Consider the following 17,765-nt stretch of genomic DNA (forward strand, 5'->3'; position numbering starts at 1 on the left):
CAAATTTATACAAAATACCATTAATATAGAGAATGAATTCAAATGAAATTGAAATACATAAAGAATTAAAGAAGTATTTCGGCTTTAGCCAATTTAAAGGCTTGCAAGAGCAAGTCATTACGAGTATCCTAGACAGAAAGAATACGTTCGTAATAATGCCGACTGGTGGTGGAAAGTCTCTTTGCTATCAACTGCCAGCTTTAATTCAAGAAGGAACAGCAATTGTTGTTTCTCCTTTAATTGCTTTGATGAAAAATCAGGTTGACGCAATTCGAAGTCTTTCGTCTGAGAATGGAATTGCACATGTATTAAATTCTTCCCTAACTAAAACAGAAATTGCGCAAGTCAAAAAAGATATTACGTCTGGATTGACTAAACTTTTGTATGTCGCCCCCGAATCATTAACAAAAGAAGAATATGTAGCCTTTTTACAAAGTGTACCTATTTCTTTTGTTGCTATCGATGAAGCACACTGTATCTCAGAATGGGGACATGACTTTAGGCCAGAGTACAGAAATCTGAGAAATATAATTAAGCAGCTGGGGAAAGTGCCTATTATTGGACTTACTGCAACTGCAACACCAAAGGTTCAGGAAGATATTCTGAAAAATTTGGATATGTCAGACGCCAATACTTTTAAAGCGTCTTTCAACAGACCGAACTTATATTATGAAGTTCGCACAAAAACAAAAAATATCGAATCGGATATTATTCGATTTATCAAACAGCATAAAGGGAAATCTGGAATTATTTACTGCTTAAGCCGTAAAAAAGTAGAATCGATTGCCGAAGTGTTACAAGTAAACGGAATCAGCGCTGTTCCTTATCATGCAGGTTTAGATGCAAAAACGCGGGCTAAACATCAGGATATGTTCTTGATGGAAGATGTCGATGTCGTTGTAGCAACAATCGCATTCGGAATGGGAATTGATAAACCAGATGTTCGTTTTGTAATTCACCACGACATTCCAAAATCATTAGAAAGTTACTATCAGGAAACGGGTCGTGCAGGACGTGATGGCGGAGAAGGACATTGTTTGGCTTATTACTCGTATAAAGATGTAGAAAAGCTGGAAAAATTTATGTCTGGAAAACCAGTTGCTGAACAAGAGATTGGTTTTGCACTTTTACAGGAAGTTGTAGCTTACGCCGAAACTTCAATGTCGCGTAGAAAATTCCTTCTTCATTATTTCGGTGAAGAATTTGACAGCGAAACAGGCGAAGGAGCCGATTTGGACGACAACGTTCGTAACCCAAAACATAAAGTAGAAGCCAAAGAAGAAGTGGTTAAGCTGTTGGAAGTTGTTCGCGATACAAAACATATTTACAAGTCAAAAGAAATTGTCTTTACTTTAATAGGGCGTATTAATGCTGTTATTAAAGCGCACAAAACAGATACACAACCTTATTTTGGTTCAGGTTCAGGCCACGACGAAAAATATTGGATGGCTTTATTGAGACAAGTTTTGGTAACAGGACTTTTGTCAAAAGATATTGAAACTTATGGCGTAATAAAAATTACGCAAGAAGGTCTTGACTTTATCAAAAAGCCAGTTTCATTTATGATGTCTGAAGATCATGAATACAGCGAAGCAGATGATGAAGCAATAGTAACATCATCAAAATCTTCTGGAACTGCCGATGAGGTTTTAACTGGAATGCTTCGTGAACTTCGTAAAAAAGTAGCCAAAAAACTTGGAGTGCCTCCATTTGTAGTTTTCCAAGATCCTTCGATTGAAGATATGGCTTTAAAATATCCGATAACAATTCAAGAATTATACAATATTCATGGTGTTGGTGAAGGAAAAGCTAAAAAATATGGAAGCGAATTTGTTGCTTTAATCAGCCGTTATGTTGACGATAACGATATTATTCGCCCAGACGATTTGGTAGTAAAATCTACAGGAGTAAATTCTGCTAATAAATTATATATCATTCAGAATATTGATAGAAAACTTCCATTAAGTGATATCGCTTCCGCGAAAGGACTTTCAATGGATGCGCTGATTAAAGAAATGGAGCAAATCGTTTATTCAGGAACCAAATTAAATATTAAATATTGGATTGATGATATGCTTGATGATGATCAGCAGGAAGAAATCCACGATTATTTCATGGAATCAGAATCTGATAAAATCGAAGATGCCTTAAAAGAATTTGATGGCGATTACGATATTGACGAATTACGTTTAATGCGTATTAAGTTTATTAGCGAGGTGGCTAATTAAATTCCAATTTTAGAAATTCCAAATTCCAAAATAATAAAACATTAAAAAAATACAAATTCCAAATTCCAAGCAATCTAAAGCATTGGGATTTGGAATTTTTTATTTTAGATTTTTCTAAGTAATTGGGATTTGGAATTTTCTTTTTTGGAATTTTATTCACTATAAACTTCCCCACGATGTGGTTTCAAGGCATCTCTTACTTGAATCATATTTTCGTCGGTTACAACCATAAAAGCTATGGCGTACATATCGTCTATGATTTTAAATCCTGTAATATTTAAAGGTAGCTTTTCAATTACTATATATTCTTTCAAATGGATCTCGTGATGTTCTGCAGTTTTTGCAGAAGCTGGTCCGCGGAAATCCCATATTAGTTTTATTTTTCTAGACATTTTTTTAAGGTGCAAAGGTTGAGAGTTGCAAAGGTGCAAAGGTTAATTTTAAAATAATTTTTTTAATATAATTATACTTTTTGTGTGATTTCTTTGCAAATTCTCAAAAGATACTGTTCTTGAGAATTGATATAGGCAATAGTTTGAGTTGCTAGATTTTCTGCTAATTCTATCTGCTTATTTTTATTGTTTGCAAGAAGACTTAAAAAATCAACATCACTAAAATCAACTTTATAATCGTCAAAAGGTGTAAAAGTTATTTTTTCAAACCACCAGCTGCCTTTTGAGCTGTACTTTTCAAAAAACTGTTTGTTCTTTTGGTTAATGTCAAGAATTCCTGTAAATAATTCACTCCCCTTATTGCCTATTCCGCTGAAAGGCTCGATGCCAAAAAAAAATCCGATATTAGTGAATTCTTTTAATTCTAGAAATATTTTTGAGTTTTTATGTGAGATTTGGCTATTAGCATATGTGATGAAATATTTATAACCAATTTCTGATTCAAGAATTAACTTAACTGTATCTCTTACATTGTTACAAATGTCATTTTTAGCCATTTCGTAGTTTTTTGCGATTTCACTTGCGGATTTAAAGTCTCGGTTAATTAAATCTTTTATTTCTTCACTCATATTATTATTTGTTGATTGGTTTGTAATGGTTTTTATTAGGTTTAGATATTGATTTAAAGTTTCTCTAATTATAGATTTGTTAGCCATTTTTTCAATGCATTTTTCAATCCAAATGATTATTTCATGTTCATATGAGATGCAAATGTATTCTTGTCCATTTTCTATATTTCTTTTTGAATTTTCGCTTGCATCTTTTCCGTCCAATGTTAAATAAATTATTGGCGCATTTTTATCATAATTGTAATATCTTAACAACTGTGATTTTTGATCTTTAGCATAAATTTTGTTTTCAATAATAATATTGTTACTTCCTTGATTTATGATGATGTCAATTCTGCCTCCTTCATCATCATTGACTTCTCCTGCAAATTTTTCAGTTATTGCTTTACTTGCGAATGTATTGAAATCTTGAAAAAATGATTGTTTAGCAATATTTGGAAAGAACTTAGTTTGTATAGTTTCTATGAACAATTTTAAAAATAAATCTTTTTGACCATGTTTGCCTTTTGCATTCAGTAAATTTGAGATTATCGATGAATGAGCTAATTCATCACTTCTTTTTCCTAATATATCAAATACGTTATAGTGTTCTCCAGTAATTTCTGCAAGTGAATCATATTTCTTTTCAATAATTGAAACGTTATGTAAAAGGTGTTCGATATTTTTTATTTCCATTTTTTAGTTTTTTCAAACGTACAAATATTCTCATTTCAAAATAGTACTTTTGCATCTTCTTTTCATAGAAAGAAAAGCTAATAGAATAAAAAAGACAAAATGCCTAAAGAACTTTTACTTCAAGTAACACCAGAAATTGCTGCAAACGAATCATTGCTAAAAGACTATTTGTCTAAGCAGATTAAAGTTTCTGCTCAAGAAATTCAGCATGTTTCAATTTTAAAACGCTCTATTGATGCTCGTCAGAAAGCGATTAAAATTAATTTGAAAGTTCTTATTTATTTAAAAGGCGAACCTTTTCAGGAAACCAAAATTCAGCTTCCTATATATAAGGACGTTTCGAATGCACAAGAAGTTATTGTGGTTGGCGCTGGTCCGGCTGGACTTTTTGCGGCACTGCAATTAATTGAATTAGGTTTAAAGCCAATTGTTTTAGAACGCGGAAAAGACGTTCGAGGCCGTCGTCGCGACTTAAAAGCGATAAATCGCGAACACATCGTTAACGAAGATTCTAATTATTGTTTTGGCGAAGGCGGAGCAGGAACGTATTCTGATGGAAAATTATATACGCGTTCTAAAAAACGAGGTGATGTAACTAGAATCTTAGAACTTTTAGTAGCTTTTGGAGCTTCTGAAGACATCTTGGTAGAAGCGCATCCGCACATTGGAACTAATAAATTACCTAAAATTATTGAAGATATCCGAAATAAAATTAGAGAATTTGGTGGTCAGGTTTTATTCGAAACTCGTGTAAGCGATATTTTAGTAAAGAACAATGAAGTTGAAGGAATCGTAACGCAAAACGGAGATAAAATTCACGCCAATAAATTAATCTTGGCAACAGGACATTCGGCGCGTGATATATTTGAATTATTAGACAAAAAGAAAATTTTAATAGAAGCAAAACCTTTTGCTTTGGGAGTTCGTGCAGAACATGCTCAGGAATTAATCGACAGTATTCAATACAGCTGTGATTTCCGTGGCGAACATTTACCGCCAGCACCATATTCTATTGTAAAACAAGTTAACGGTCGCGGAATGTACTCATTCTGTATGTGTCCAGGTGGAGTAATTGCACCATGTGCTACAAGTCCAGGAGAAGTGGTTACAAATGGTTGGTCACCATCAAAACGGGATCAGTCAACAGCAAATTCTGGAATTGTAGTCGAATTGAAATTAGAAGATTTCAAACCTTTTGCCAAATTCGGCGCTTTGGCTGGAATGGAATTTCAAAAAAGTATCGAACAAAAAGCTTGGCATTTGGCTGGACAAACTCAAAAAGTTCCAGCGCAAAGAATGATTGATTTTACACAAAGTAAAGTTTCTGCAGATATTCCGAAAACGTCTTATGTGCCAGGGACTACTTCGGTAGAATTGGGACAGGTTTTTCCAGGATTTCTAACTCAGATTATGCGTCAGGGATTTCAGGATTTTGGAAAATCGATGCGAGGTTATTTAACTAACGAAGCCATTTTACATGCGCCAGAAAGCAGAACGTCATCTCCGGTTAGAATTCCGAGAGATCCTATGACTTTAGAACATTTGCAAATCAAAGGTTTATATCCTTGCGGAGAAGGTGCAGGTTATGCGGGCGGAATTATTTCTGCTGCAATTGATGGCGAAAAATGTGCTTTAATGATTGCGGAATCCCTGAAATAATTGGCTTCGCACTTTTCATGTAGGAAAAGATTGTTATCTTAGTATTCTGATTTTAATAGAATATTCCCCCAAAGATGACAATACAAGAAATCGAAAAAAAATACGGATTTGAATTTCCGCTCTTATACAAACAGTTATACGCAGACGGCATGCTTGATGTCGGAGAATATGGTCCAAATTGGTATATAGAGGTTTATCCTACTTTAAAAGAGAATCCGCCTTTGCTTCTACATTCGTATGATTTTGAATCATTGAATTTAAAATCGGTTGCAGAAGAAATAGAAGAACTTCAAGATCCAGAAGATTATCGAAAGATAAATCCAGAATTTAAATTTATTCCGTTCGCTAAAAGTGGCGGTGGCGATCATTATTGTTTCTTTTTAAACGAAGAAAATAATGGAGATGTGCCGATCGTTTTTGTTTGGCATGATATGAACGAAGTGAATTATCTGGCAAAAAATCTTCAGGACTTTATCTTCAAAGTTTTATTGATCGATATGTCGAAACAAGATGTTTACAATGAACTTACTGATGAAGAATTTAGAAACGACATTGAATCGGTTTTTAAATCGCACAAAAAGTATTTGACAGAACAGCAAAATACAATTTTGTCTGCTATTTTAGAACGCGATATTATTGATTATGAAATACATGTTTCTCCAAAAATCGTAGAATCGGCTAGAGGATTATTAACAGATTTCGAATTAGAATCGATTGTCAATGAAGTGATTCCTTTTGATAAAATGAATCAGAGTTTTAAATATTCAAACGATTAGTTTTTATACAAGATATTTTTATGAGCTTTTTCTCCAATCTATTTAACAGAAATAATGATCCAAAATCAATCATTTCTTTTGATGTTGTCGATCCCATTTATTCGTATTTATATAACCAAGAATCTAGCCTTGAATTTAAAGTAAAAGGAATTCAAGAAGATGTTATGGTGAATTTATTTTTCTTTCCAAGTTCTTTCGATCATGAAGAAGGAAAAGAAGAAATTAAAAAAGCAGGTTTCAATAATTCGTATGAAGTTTTAAATGAGCTTTATAAAAAAGTAAATATTGGAGTTCTTTCAGACGAAGCCATACAAGAAGGTTTAGAATATGATTTTATACATATTCAGTTTTATTCGGAACCAACCGCAGAGGAGAAAAAGTTTTTTAAACGTTCGATAAAAAACTTTGTTATCTTTTTTTGCTGCACCAATAGTTTAGAAGTAAACGATTTTAAAATATTGTATTCAGGAAGACATTTCTTCGATTATACAAAGGGATTGTTGGAAAGCGAAATCTTGGATGTAAATAATCCGAAGAATGAAAGTGAAGCAATTGGAATTAGAGATTTTAAATTGGTTTTACAGGGAATCTGTCAGTATTTAAATATTGAAATTCCAGAAACGGTCGAACTTCCTTCGTCTGAAAATTTAGTAGAAAGTGAACAAGCTACTATAGAAACTTTTGAAGAATTTATCAAATTAGTTTCAAGAGAAAATATCGAAGAAAAAGAACTAAAAAAACAATCTAAAAAGCTCTTTAAAGACTATCAAAAAGGAACAAATGAATATCACGATATTGTTGATGGTCATTTTGATTTCTTTGAGAGTATTGATGCCTGGAACAGCGACTGGAAATTTGATCCTGAAGATGCTGAGTATTTCATTTCTGAAATGATTGGCGAAGATCTTAATTTCGAATATCCGGAAGAAACCTATAGTCATGATTTGTTTCCTTATATTCAATCAGCTCTAGAAAAACGCGGTTTCGAATTAATGAGTTACAATACAAATGGAGATAATTATTTGTTTTTTGTAGCCAATAAAGAAGATGTTAGCAGAATTTTAGAATTATCTGAAATTACTAAAATTGAAGTAGATCAGTTATGATATTTTAGCCATGAATTGCACAAATTTTCACGATTTAATTTTAATCCAAAGAGAAAAAATTAGTGAAAATTTGTGCAATTCGTGGCTAAAAAAAATTAAGGAATCAAAATAATTTTCCCAGTGCTTTTTCTGCTTTCTAGAAAATCATGAGCCAATTTTCCTTCTGATAATTTAAAAGAAGTTGGTTCAGAAAGTTTGATCTTTCCTTCTATAATCCAATCGAATAACTGGGTTGCTCGCTTAATTCGTTCTTCTTTAGAATTTAAGTAACTCCATAAATCGCCTCCGGTTAAAGTTTTAGAACCGTCCATAAGTATTCTAGGATCTACAGGTGCTGGATCTCCGCCCGCCATTCCGAAGAAAACGACTTGTCCACATTCTTTGGTGATTTCAAAGCTATCCATTAAAGTGCTTCCAATACTGTCATAAACTGCATCGACACCGTTTGGAAGAACTTTAAAAACTTGTGATTTCCAATCTTCATTGTAAAGAAAAACATGATCTGCACCTTGTTCAAATCCGATCTTTGCTTTTTCTGCAGATGAGGTTAAACCGATAACCGTTGCACCCAAAAGTTTACTGATTTGAGTTAATAGCTGCCCAACTCCGCCAGCAACCGCATGTATTAAAACAGTTTCTCCCTTTTGGGTTTTGTGACTGTCTGTAGCAAGATAGTGAGCGGTTAAACCTTGAAGCAAAACAGAAGCGGCAGTTTCAAAAGAAATATTCTCAGATAATGGAATAATGTGATTTACATTTACGGCAACCAATTCTGCATTGGCAAATGGAGCATCGGCAAAAGCCACACGATCACCAACTTTGTATTCCGGATGATTGTTGGCATCGACCACAATTCCTGCGCCCTCATAACCTGCAATAAAAGGCGGATTTCCTTTTAAATGATAATTTCCTTTTCTGCGGTAAACATCGGCAAAATTTAGTCCGATGGCTTTCATCTCGACTAAAATTTCGTCTGGTTTTAATTGTGGATTAGGGATTTCTATATATTCTAAAACATTTGATTCTCCAAAAGAAGAAAAAGTAAGTGCTTTCATTTTTGAGTAATTTAAGAATGTAAAGTTCGGGAAAAATCAAAAGAAAAAGCCTCAAAATAATTGAGGCTTTGGTTTATTTTTTATTCGCCACAGATTAAAAAGATTTACACAGATTTTTTTTGTTTTTAATTTAAAAATCTTAATAATCCTTTTAATCTGTGGCTAAAATGAAACGAATTAGATCTTAGGAAACTTCATATCATTAAAAGTGCTTTTTTGTTTGGCTAAAGCTTCTATATCTTGCCATTTTCTAGGAGAATCTACAGAAAGGTTTTCGTACGAATCTTTAAGCATTAAAATATCATCTTCGATACGAACGCCAATATTCCACCATTTTTTATCGCACTTGCTGTTTGCTGGAATATAAATTCCAGGTTCAACAGTAAGAATCATGTTTTCTTTTATAAGAGTTTGAGGCCCGTTGTAAGTTCCTTTGTCATGAACATCTAAACCAAGAAAGTGTGAACAGCTGTGAGGATAATATAATCTTACATCTTTTGGATCTGTAATAATTCCCAATTTAATCAAACCTTTGGCTATAACATCTTTGGCGGTTTCGTTTAAAGCTACTAGCGGAGTTCCCTCTTTGCAGATTTTAAAAACAGCTTCTTGAGCGTCATATACGATTTGATAAATCGCTTTTTGTTCTTCAGTAAATTTTCCGTTTGCCGGAATTGTTCTAGTTACGTCCGCAGAATAACCGTGATACTCAGAGCCAACATCCATTAGTAGTAATTGATTGTCAATTTTTGTGGCGTTGTTTTCCCAATAATGTAAGATGCATCCGTTTGCTCCAGCTCCCACAATTGGGCCATAACCTTCGGCTTCTGCACCGTAATGTTTATGAATGTAAGCATGAATTCCGTCAACTTCATTTTCGCTCATATCTGGACCTACAGCTTTCATAACTTCGTTGTGTGCAATGCACGAAAGTTTTACCGTTTTGCGCATCAAGACAAGTTCTTCTGGCGTTTTTATTTCGCGAAGAGAACTGGTAATTTTAGAGAATAAATTTGTTGAATCTTCATTTGCTTTTGTAATTCCTGCTTTAGATTTAAATGATTTCAGCAATGCATATAGATTGTCCGGATGGTCGCTTTCTTTTGCATCTGTCGGGAATTCATCGTAGATAACTTTATCGAATTTTGAGAAATCAATAGCAAACGCGTTAAAATCTTTTCCGTTATAAACAGTTGTAAAGCCAAGCTTTGATTTAGCGCCTTCAATTCCTAAACGTCTTCCTGTCCACATTTCGCGATTTGCATTTTTTTCTCTAACAAAAAGAACTTCATTATACCTTTCGGTGCCTTGTGCTTCTTTAAAAATTAATAAAATAGCATCTGGTTCTTTGTATCCTGATAAATAATACATATCAGGATTTGCGTGGTAATTGTAATCGATATCTCTAGAAAAAACTCTTTCGGGATAAGAAAAAACAACTGCGACAGAATTGGCAGGCATTAAAGCTCTAAAAGCTTCGCGTCGTCCTTGATGAAATTCTTTTGTGAGATAATCTGTTGGGAGGTTTTCTTGCGATTGAACAAACGAAGTGGTCAATGCAAATACAAACAAAAATAGGAATTGTTTCATTTTTTGGTTTTTTATTGATGATTTTGGTCTTTTTGATTGATGCAAATTACAAAAAAAATAGTGTCACTTGTTTTATTTTAAACATCTGGGCTATAAAACTTTAAATAATTTGTAGTAACTTAGAGACAGAAAATAACGGCTTCGGATAAAATTTAAACTTAAGAAAAGCTGTAACTGAGCATGAATATTGAGAATAGGATTTTATAGAATTATTTTAGTTCAAAAAACAAAACAAATTATAAATCTTAAAAAAAACATTTTTATGAAAAAATACACATTTGCCGTCCTTTCAGTTTTAACGCTATTATTTGCTTCATGTACAGCATCAAAATCTGCTTCTAATGAAGGTGATTTATTTGGCACGACGTGGGAGTTAGAATATATCTCTGGACCAAGAATTGCTTTTGAAGGATTATATCCGAATAAAAAACCACAGCTTACTTTCGATCAAAAAGAAACAAAAGTGTATGGAAATAACGGATGTAATGGTTACAGCGCATCTTATACCCTAAAAGGAAAGTCTTTGACTTTTGGAGAAGAGGGACCAACTACAATGATGTTTTGTGAAGGTGGTGGAGAACAGCAGTTTTTAAAACAAATCAGGCTAATTACAAGTTATTCTATTGATAAAGATGGCAAATTAAATTTAATTCAAGGCGATGTGCCAATGATGAGATTTAAAAAAGTAGCAAAGCAATAGTATTCAAAATCAAAATAAAAAAAAAGCTGTCTCAAAAGGACAGCTTTTTTGTTGGATGAAATGTTATAAAATTCATTTTTTTGATATAAATATGTCGCTCCTCCGGAGCTTTATGCTGTAGACATTTATATTTTTGCTATAAATATTTCGCTCTTCCAGAGCTTATTCTTTTCTATAAATATTTTGTTCCTCTGGAGCTTAAAAAAGCTAAATTGTTTTCCACTTCAAATGTTCGATGTTTTTGCTGATAATGTTTTTGTCGGATGTCGTTTTTGCTAAACCAAATGCGGTTTCGAAATGCTGTAACGATTTTTTTGTATCAACTTCAGAATAAAGATTTCCAAGTAAGGAATAATAAAAGTGATTATCGGTTAAATTTAGTTTTTCAGCTTCTTTGATGGCTTCTTCTTTGCCTTTTACTTTAGATAAGACATAAGTTCTGTTTAAAGCCACAATTGGTGAATATTCTAAAATGATCAGATTGTTGTAGAGCTCCAGAATATTTTCCCATTTCTCTATTGTTTCTTTTTTAATAGTATGCCAATACGCAATTCCAGCTTCTAAGTGGTATTTGGAAAGTGAAGTTCCAGTTGAAGACTGACTTAGAAAATAAGCTCCTCTATCTATTAATTCCTGATTCCAAAGTGATTGATCTTGATCTTCATATAAAATAATTTCTCCATTTAAACCCGTTCGGGCATCAAATCTTGACGAATGAAAACACATCAAAGCCATTAAAGCATTGGTTTGTGGCAGATTGGTGCTTTCGTTTTGAATTAATAAATAAGTTAGACGCATAGCCTCGGTGCAAAGGTCTTTTCGTAAAGTGGTATTTTGCGAAATAGAGTAGTAGCCTTCAGAATAAAGCAGGTAAATAGTTTTGAGAACGGTTTGTATCCTGTCTTTTATTTCAGCGTTATTCGGATGCTGAATTTTTATGTTTTCTTCCTTCAGTTTTTCTTTGGCGCGATTTATCCTTTTGTAAATCACTTCTTTATTAGAAAGGAAAGCATCAGAGATTTCACCAACTCCAAAACCGCATAATAAATTTAAGGCAAGGGCAATTTGAGCTTCTTCAGAATTGCAGGGATTGCAAACCGTAAATATCATTGCGAGTTGACTATCAGCAATATTTTGATCAGATAAATCAAGGTCGATTTCAGGATTGTTTAATGGAGTATTGTGTTTTATTTCGGTAACTATTTTGGTTTCAAAAACATTGTTTCTTTTCAGGTAGTTTTTTGTTTTGTTTTTGGCAACCGTGTACAGCCACGCGCTTGGATTTTCTGGTATTCCTTTAATGGCCCAAGTTTCTGAAGCGGTTAGAAAAGTGTCGCTTACAATATCTTCTGCAATTTCAATATGCTGAATTCCAAATAAGCTGCAGAGAACTGAAACTATTTTTTGATATTCGGTTCTGAATAAATTGGGAATAAGTTCTTTGTGCTCCATATTTTAAGGAAAAATGCCTAAGTAAAGATACAAAGGCATTTTTATATAAGTTAGTTCAAAAATCTAAACCGCCATTCTAATTTCGACATTTCCGCCAAAATTTAAAACGGGACATCCTTGTGCAATTTCAGCAGCTTCGTCGTAATCTTTGGCTTTAATAATGATTAAACCGCCAATTGATTCTTTAATTTCAACAAAAGGTCCGTCGGTAATCCCTTTATTCGAATTTACAAGTTTTCCTTGTCCGTCCCAGCGCTGTAAGGGTCTTGCTAGTTTATCCTGAGCAGCCAAACTTCCAAACCAGTTTTGCCATTGCTGTAAATGCTGTTGCAATTCTTCTGGAGATGGCTGGGTTTCTTTTGTTTTAAAATCTCTTCTGAAAATCAATAAAAACTCATTCATTTTTTTATGTTTTATAATTGAATAATCTGCTTTTAAGTTTTATAAAGTTAATTGTTTTTAGAGAATAAAATCAATTACGACTTACCCGAATTGTCCCACTCTGTAAGTTCCTGGCGTGTTGGCAAAAGTAATGTTTAGGCGATTCCAAGCGTTAATTGCAGCAACGGCAAGCGTAAGATCAATTAATTCTTGTTCTGTAAATTCAGCTTTTGCAATTTCATAAATATCGTCTGGAACATCGCAGGCATTTACAGCTTCTGCCAGAGCCAAAGCAACTCTTTCTCTTTTTGTATAATAAGGAGCTTCTCTCCAAACGCTTAATCCAAATAAACGTTGTGTTGTTTCTCCAGCAGCTAAAGCTTCTTTAGAATGCATGTCTAAACAATAACCGCAGTTGTTGATTTGAGAGATTCTGAAATTGATTAATTCCATAAGAGACGATTCGATTGTCGCTTTTTTCAAATAACCGCTAATTCCAAATAATGTGCTAACTGCTTTTTGACCTTGTTCGAATAAATTAAGTCTAGTTTCCATAATGTATGTTTTTTAATTGTTTATACCCTAATAACAATCGAACTTTCGGGATTGGACAAAAAAGATGAAAAAAAATAGAATTATTTTTCGATTAAGAGAAAATGCCTGTTTTTATGCGGGTTTATGAAATAAAAAAAACCGTCCATTTTTTTGGACGGTTTTAGAATAATATCATTTTAAGCTTTATTTCTTTTTGAGTTTATCTTTGAAAACCTTTTCAAACTTTTCTATTTTAGGCTGAATGACCATTTTGCAATACGGCTGATTTTTATTGTTTGCATAATAATTTTGATGATAATCTTCGGCTTTATAAAAAGCTTTGAACGGCTCAACTTTTGTCACAATTGGATTGTTGTACACTTTAGCTTTGTTGAGGTCGGCAATAATGCTTTGAGCGGCTTTTTTCTGTTCTTCGTTTTTGTAGAAAATAACAGAACGATATTGCGTTCCAACATCGGCTCCCTGACGATTTAAAGTTGTCGGATCGTGAACGGTAAAAAAGACTTTGAAGATTTCATTAATATCAGTTACATTTTTGTCGAAAGTAATCTGAACCACTTCGGCGTGACCTGTCTCTCCTGTACAAACTTCTTCGTAAGTCGGATTTGCGACTTTTCCTCCTGAAAATCCAGAAACAACAGATTTTACTCCGTTCAGATTTTCGTAAACAGCCTCAACGCACCAGTAACATCCTCCGCCAAGTGTAATAGTTTCTAGATTTGCCTTTTTATTTTGCGAAATGCCATTTAGCGAAAGCACAAAAAGACATATTAAAAGTATATTTTTCATTTTGTGATTATTTATTGTCAGGAATAAAATCAAGAGCAATCGAATTCATGCAGTAGCGTTTTCCGGTTGGTTCGGGACCATCGTCAAAGATGTGTCCTAAATGTCCGCCGCAGCGTCCGCAAAGGGTTTCGGTTCTTTCCATTCCAAGTGAATTATCTTCTTTAAAAACAATGCTTTTTTTGTTTTCCTGTTCAAAGAAACTCGGCCATCCGCAAGTGCTCGAAAATTTGGCTGTCGATCTAAAAAGCAAATTACCGCATGAAGCACAGTAATAAGTTCCTTTTTCATCGGTATTCCAATATTTGCCTGTAAAAGGTCTTTCGGTATCGGCTTCACGCATTACGGCATACACATCTGCTGGAAGAACCTTTTTCCATTCGGCGTTGCTTACGTTAAGTTTTGTGGTGTCGGTATTTGAATAATAAGGATTTCCGGGTTTACTGATTTTATTTTCCATAACGGCTGTTTTTGCAGTTTGTTTTTTTGTGTTTTGTCCGCAGGCCTGAAAAATAAAAAGCGGAATCAAAAAACAGAGGCTGAAAATTAGGTTTTTAGATTTCATAAGTTCTTAGTAGATTAATCTGTATATCAAAGATACGTTGAGAATTAGCTTCAAATTACAGTGTTTATTATTATTGAGATTTTTTTAAGTGTGTTTTAACTTTTTATTAGTTACGTAAAAGAAGACAATGTAGTTTTTATGTCTTAATTTTAACAGCTTTTAAATTTTTAGCATAAATTATAATATTGTAAATCAGTAAAATAGAAATTTGGTCAGAGGGTTACTTTTAGACAAGCTGAATTAGCATTTTTAAGCCATTTCTTTTTTCGTATTTTTGTTTGCTTAAGAAGCCTTATGACAGAAGAAAACGTAATATTAGTTAATCAAAACGATGAACAGATTGGCTTAATGCCAAAATTAGAAGCACATGAAAAAGCGCTTTTGCACCGTGCCTTTTCGGTTTTTATTTTGAATAGTAAAAACGAAATTATGTTGCAACAGCGTGCTCATCATAAATACCACTCTCCGTTGCTTTGGACAAACACTTGCTGCAGTCATCAGAGAGAGGGAGAGACCAACATCGAAGCGGGAACCCGCAGATTGTTTGAAGAAATGGGTTTTAAAGCCGAATTGAAAGAGTTGTTTCACTTTATATACAAAGCACCTTTTGATAACGGTTTGACAGAACATGAACTGGACCATGTTATGATTGGTTATTATAATGAAGAACCAAACATAAATCCAGACGAAGTAGAAGACTGGAAATGGATGAGTATTGAAGATGTTAAAGCAGATATTGAAAAACAGCCCGAAATTTATACCGTATGGTTTAAGATAATTTTTGATGAATTTGATCATTATCTAGAAGACCATAAATTATAGCCAACTAACCAGAAGCATAAATGAGAGTAACCATATCAAGAAAAGCGCATTTTAATGCGGCACATCGATTGCATCGAAAGGATTGGTCATTTGAAAAAAACGATGCCGTTTTTGGAAAATGCAATAACCCGAACTTTCATGGTCATAATTATGGTTTAACAGTAAGTGTTACAGGAAAAATTGACCCGGAAACTGGTTTTGTTTTAGATGTGAAAGTATTGGCGGATATTATACGAGAAGAAGTAGAAATTCCGTTTGATCACAAAAATCTGAATTTGGATGTTCCTGAATTTGCAGATTTGAATCCGACCGCAGAGAATATTGCTGTTGTGATATGGAATAAAATTAGACAACGAATTCATACCGACTTTGATCTTGAAGTGGTACTGAACGAAACGGAACGAAATTTTGTAACTTATAAAGGAGAATAAAAAATGTCATTAAAAATAGGAGATATAGTTCCGAATTTTACTGCGAAAGACAACAATGGAGAACTTTTTGAAAGCCAAAGCGTTTTAGGAAGAAAGCCAGTGGTAATTTACTTTTATCCAAAAGATAATACGCCTGGTTGTACAACTGAAGCTTGCAGTTTTCGGGATCAATACGAAGATTTTAAAGATTTAGGAGCTGAGGTAATTGGTATTAGCAGCGATAGTGTAAAATCACATCATAAATTTGCAGCTAAACACAAATTACCTTTTATTTTGCTTTCTGATCAAGATAAAAGATTAAGAAAACTTTTTGGTGTCCGCAATAATTTGTTCGGACTTCTGCCAGGACGCGTTACCTATATAATTGATAAAAATGGTTTGCTAATTTCGATATTTGACAGTGCAAATGCTGCAAAACATATACCGAAAGCCTTAGAAATTGTTCAAGAATTAGTATCGTAGATTACCAAAATAGTATCAAATTAGAATTAATTAAACAAATATATTAGCCTAAAAACATGAGCCAAAATCTATACCCTTTGCAATTTGAACCGATTTTAAAAGAAAGAATCTGGGGAGGAGAAAAATTAAAAACTATTTTAAATAAACCAATCGTTTCTAAAATTACTGGCGAAAGCTGGGAATTGTCTACTGTACAAGGCGATGTGAGTGTAGTTGCAAATGGAGTTTTAAAAGGAAAATCGTTAATGGATTTGATTGATGAAACACCAGATGCGATTTTAGGAACTAAAGTTTATGAAAGATTCGGAAAACAATTTCCGTTGCTTTTTAAATACCTAGATGCACGAGAAGATCTTTCTATTCAGGTGCATCCAAACGATAAATTGGCTAAAGAACGTCATAATTCATTTGGAAAGACTGAAATGTGGTACGTAATGCAGGCCGATGCTGATGCTAGAATTATTGTGGGTTTTAAAGAAGATTCTAGCAAAGAAGAATATTTGAAACATTTGCATGATAATACTTTGGTTTCGATCTTAGATGATGTAAAAGCAAAATCGGGAGATGTTTTCTTCTTAGAAACTGGAACGGTTCACGCAATTGGAGCTGGATTAGTAGTTGCCGAAATTCAGCAGACTTCTGATATTACATATCGTTTATACGATTTTGATCGTGTAGATGCGCAAGGAAATAAAAGAGAATTGCATGTTGATCTTGCATTAGATGCCATTAACTATAATAAAGTTGATACGCAGAAAAAATATGAGTCTAAAGTAAATACTTCAAATACTGTTGTTGACTGTCCTTATTTTACAACTAATTTCCTTCCTTTAGAAGACAAAGTGGAAGTAGTTAAGAACGGAGAAACATTTACGGTTTATATGTGTATTGAAGGAAGCTTCGAAATCGAATATGACGGATTTAAGCATACTTATATTAAAGGAGATACTGTCTTAATTCCAGCTGCGATAAATGCATTTAATTTGAGCGGAAAAGCTTCAATTTTAGAAATTTACATTTCTTAGCATTAAATTTAAAGATAATATGTACTTTTGCAGACGCAAATTAAAATAATAAGAAAAATGGCAAACGTTAAGAATTTAAAGAAAGACATCAACTTCGTATTAGGAGATATTATTGAGGCAGTTTACTTGTTTGAGATGTCAACAACAGGAAATCCTACTCCAGAAACGAATGCTTTGGTCGATGAAGCTATCGCTGCATTCGATACTTTGATTACAAAAGTGAACGCAAAGAACGTTGAAAATAAAAAAGCACACTTCAAGCAAATTAATGTTGAATTAGAACAAGCTGCTAATCAATTGATTGAAAAAATCAACGCTTTATAAGCAAAAAAAAGTGTAAAAAAGTGCAAATTTATTTTGGGAAATTGAAAAACCGCTTTATATTTGCACCCGTAATGACGCCGATGTAGCTCAGCTGGCTAGAGCAGCTGATTTGTAATCAGCAGGTCGTGGGTTCGAGTCCCTCTATCGGCTCA

General features: G+C 33.5%; 19 protein-coding genes and 1 tRNA gene. 11 read left to right on the forward strand and 9 right to left on the reverse strand.

All coding sequences use genetic code 11. The features are described 5' to 3' along the window. Positions 1-32 precede the first annotated feature (32 nt). Complete coding sequence (recQ, locus tag AC3Y25_RS15230) at positions 33-2,228, forward strand: DNA helicase RecQ (protein WP_489903306.1); 2,196 nt, start codon at positions 33-35, stop codon at positions 2,226-2,228. 152 nt (positions 2,229-2,380) lie between these two features. On the opposite strand, the gene AC3Y25_RS15235 is transcribed toward recQ, so the two are convergent. Together AC3Y25_RS15235 and AC3Y25_RS15240 are read right to left on the reverse strand one after the other, a co-directional pair. Beyond that, on the reverse strand, positions 2,381-2,620 hold the full coding sequence (locus AC3Y25_RS15235) for a hypothetical protein (protein ID WP_250837385.1): 240 nt from the start codon (positions 2,618-2,620) through the stop codon (positions 2,381-2,383). Positions 2,621-2,691: 71 nt separating this feature from the next. Beyond that, positions 2,692-3,924 carry a PDDEXK-like family protein gene (locus AC3Y25_RS15240; protein WP_489903307.1) on the reverse strand — a complete coding sequence of 411 codons (1,233 nt, stop codon included), beginning with the start codon at positions 3,922-3,924 and terminating at the stop codon, positions 2,692-2,694. 99 nt (positions 3,925-4,023) lie between these two features. On the opposite strand from AC3Y25_RS15240, the gene AC3Y25_RS15245 reads away from it, so the two are divergent. The 3 genes from AC3Y25_RS15245 (at position 4,024) to AC3Y25_RS15255 (ending at position 7,465) form a co-directional block, all read left to right on the forward strand. After that, positions 4,024-5,583, forward strand: a complete 1,560-nt coding sequence (locus AC3Y25_RS15245; RefSeq protein ID WP_489903308.1) for an NAD(P)/FAD-dependent oxidoreductase — start codon at positions 4,024-4,026, stop codon at positions 5,581-5,583. Between the two features lie 74 nt (positions 5,584-5,657). Further along, on the forward strand, positions 5,658-6,359 hold the full coding sequence (locus AC3Y25_RS15250) for an SMI1/KNR4 family protein (RefSeq protein ID WP_489903309.1): 702 nt from the start codon (positions 5,658-5,660) through the stop codon (positions 6,357-6,359). Between the two features lie 20 nt (positions 6,360-6,379). Further along, the gene (locus AC3Y25_RS15255; RefSeq protein ID WP_489903310.1) at positions 6,380-7,465 is read left to right on the forward strand and encodes a DUF6630 family protein; all 1,086 of its coding nucleotides are present in this window, start codon (positions 6,380-6,382) and stop codon (positions 7,463-7,465) included. A gap of 95 nt (positions 7,466-7,560) precedes the next feature. On the opposite strand, the gene AC3Y25_RS15260 is transcribed toward AC3Y25_RS15255, so the two are convergent. Further along, positions 7,561-8,520 (reverse strand): quinone oxidoreductase family protein, encoded by a 960-nt coding sequence (locus tag AC3Y25_RS15260; RefSeq protein ID WP_489903311.1) that lies wholly within the window; start codon positions 8,518-8,520, stop codon positions 7,561-7,563. A 177-nt stretch (positions 8,521-8,697) separates the two neighbouring features. Continuing rightward, a complete protein-coding gene (locus AC3Y25_RS15265) occupies positions 8,698-10,110 on the reverse strand; it encodes an aminopeptidase P N-terminal domain-containing protein (RefSeq protein WP_489903312.1) in 1,413 nt (470 codons plus the stop codon). A gap of 262 nt (positions 10,111-10,372) precedes the next feature. Here AC3Y25_RS15265 and AC3Y25_RS15270 point away from each other — a divergent pair, with 262 nt between their 5' ends. After that, positions 10,373-10,810 carry an META domain-containing protein gene (locus tag AC3Y25_RS15270; RefSeq protein WP_489903313.1) on the forward strand — a complete coding sequence of 146 codons (438 nt, stop codon included), beginning with the start codon at positions 10,373-10,375 and terminating at the stop codon, positions 10,808-10,810. Between the two features lie 207 nt (positions 10,811-11,017). Here the strand turns inward: AC3Y25_RS15270 and AC3Y25_RS15275 are convergent, their stop codons facing one another. From AC3Y25_RS15275 to msrB, 5 genes are all read right to left on the reverse strand, one after another. Next, entirely contained in the window at positions 11,018-12,262 is a 1,245-nt protein-coding gene (locus AC3Y25_RS15275) for an RNA polymerase sigma factor (RefSeq protein ID WP_489903314.1), read from the reverse strand. A gap of 63 nt (positions 12,263-12,325) precedes the next feature. Then, positions 12,326-12,664, reverse strand: coding sequence for a YciI family protein (locus tag AC3Y25_RS15280; protein WP_073408983.1), 339 nt, complete (start codon positions 12,662-12,664; stop codon positions 12,326-12,328). An 81-nt stretch (positions 12,665-12,745) separates the two neighbouring features. Next, complete coding sequence (locus tag AC3Y25_RS15285) at positions 12,746-13,198, reverse strand: carboxymuconolactone decarboxylase family protein (RefSeq protein WP_489903315.1); 453 nt, start codon at positions 13,196-13,198, stop codon at positions 12,746-12,748. 183 nt (positions 13,199-13,381) lie between these two features. Continuing rightward, positions 13,382-13,987: a peptide-methionine (S)-S-oxide reductase MsrA gene (msrA, locus tag AC3Y25_RS15290; RefSeq protein ID WP_489903316.1), complete on the reverse strand. Its 606-nt coding sequence runs from the start codon at positions 13,985-13,987 to the stop codon at positions 13,382-13,384. Between the two features lie 7 nt (positions 13,988-13,994). Further along, on the reverse strand, positions 13,995-14,549 hold the full coding sequence (gene msrB / locus AC3Y25_RS15295) for a peptide-methionine (R)-S-oxide reductase MsrB (RefSeq protein ID WP_428237185.1): 555 nt from the start codon (positions 14,547-14,549) through the stop codon (positions 13,995-13,997). Between the two features lie 294 nt (positions 14,550-14,843). Between msrB and idi the strand changes: the two genes are divergently transcribed. The 6 genes from idi (at position 14,844) to AC3Y25_RS15325 (ending at position 17,763) form a co-directional block, all read left to right on the forward strand. Then, positions 14,844-15,371, forward strand: coding sequence for an isopentenyl-diphosphate Delta-isomerase (gene idi / locus AC3Y25_RS15300; protein ID WP_489903317.1), 528 nt, complete (start codon positions 14,844-14,846; stop codon positions 15,369-15,371). Between the two features lie 20 nt (positions 15,372-15,391). Next, positions 15,392-15,802 (forward strand): 6-carboxytetrahydropterin synthase, encoded by a 411-nt coding sequence (locus AC3Y25_RS15305; RefSeq protein ID WP_248728184.1) that lies wholly within the window; start codon positions 15,392-15,394, stop codon positions 15,800-15,802. A 3-nt stretch (positions 15,803-15,805) separates the two neighbouring features. Then, on the forward strand, positions 15,806-16,264 hold the full coding sequence (locus AC3Y25_RS15310; RefSeq protein ID WP_250837373.1) for a peroxiredoxin: 459 nt from the start codon (positions 15,806-15,808) through the stop codon (positions 16,262-16,264). Positions 16,265-16,320: 56 nt separating this feature from the next. Continuing rightward, positions 16,321-17,289, forward strand: coding sequence for a type I phosphomannose isomerase catalytic subunit (locus AC3Y25_RS15315; RefSeq protein WP_489903318.1), 969 nt, complete (start codon positions 16,321-16,323; stop codon positions 17,287-17,289). Between the two features lie 57 nt (positions 17,290-17,346). After that, positions 17,347-17,613, forward strand: coding sequence for a hypothetical protein (locus AC3Y25_RS15320; RefSeq protein ID WP_111364281.1), 267 nt, complete (start codon positions 17,347-17,349; stop codon positions 17,611-17,613). A gap of 76 nt (positions 17,614-17,689) precedes the next feature. Continuing rightward, positions 17,690-17,763 (forward strand) — tRNA-Thr (locus AC3Y25_RS15325). Positions 17,764-17,765: the final 2 nt, after the last annotated feature.

This window comes from Flavobacterium sp. LK-23 (assembly GCF_058135255.1).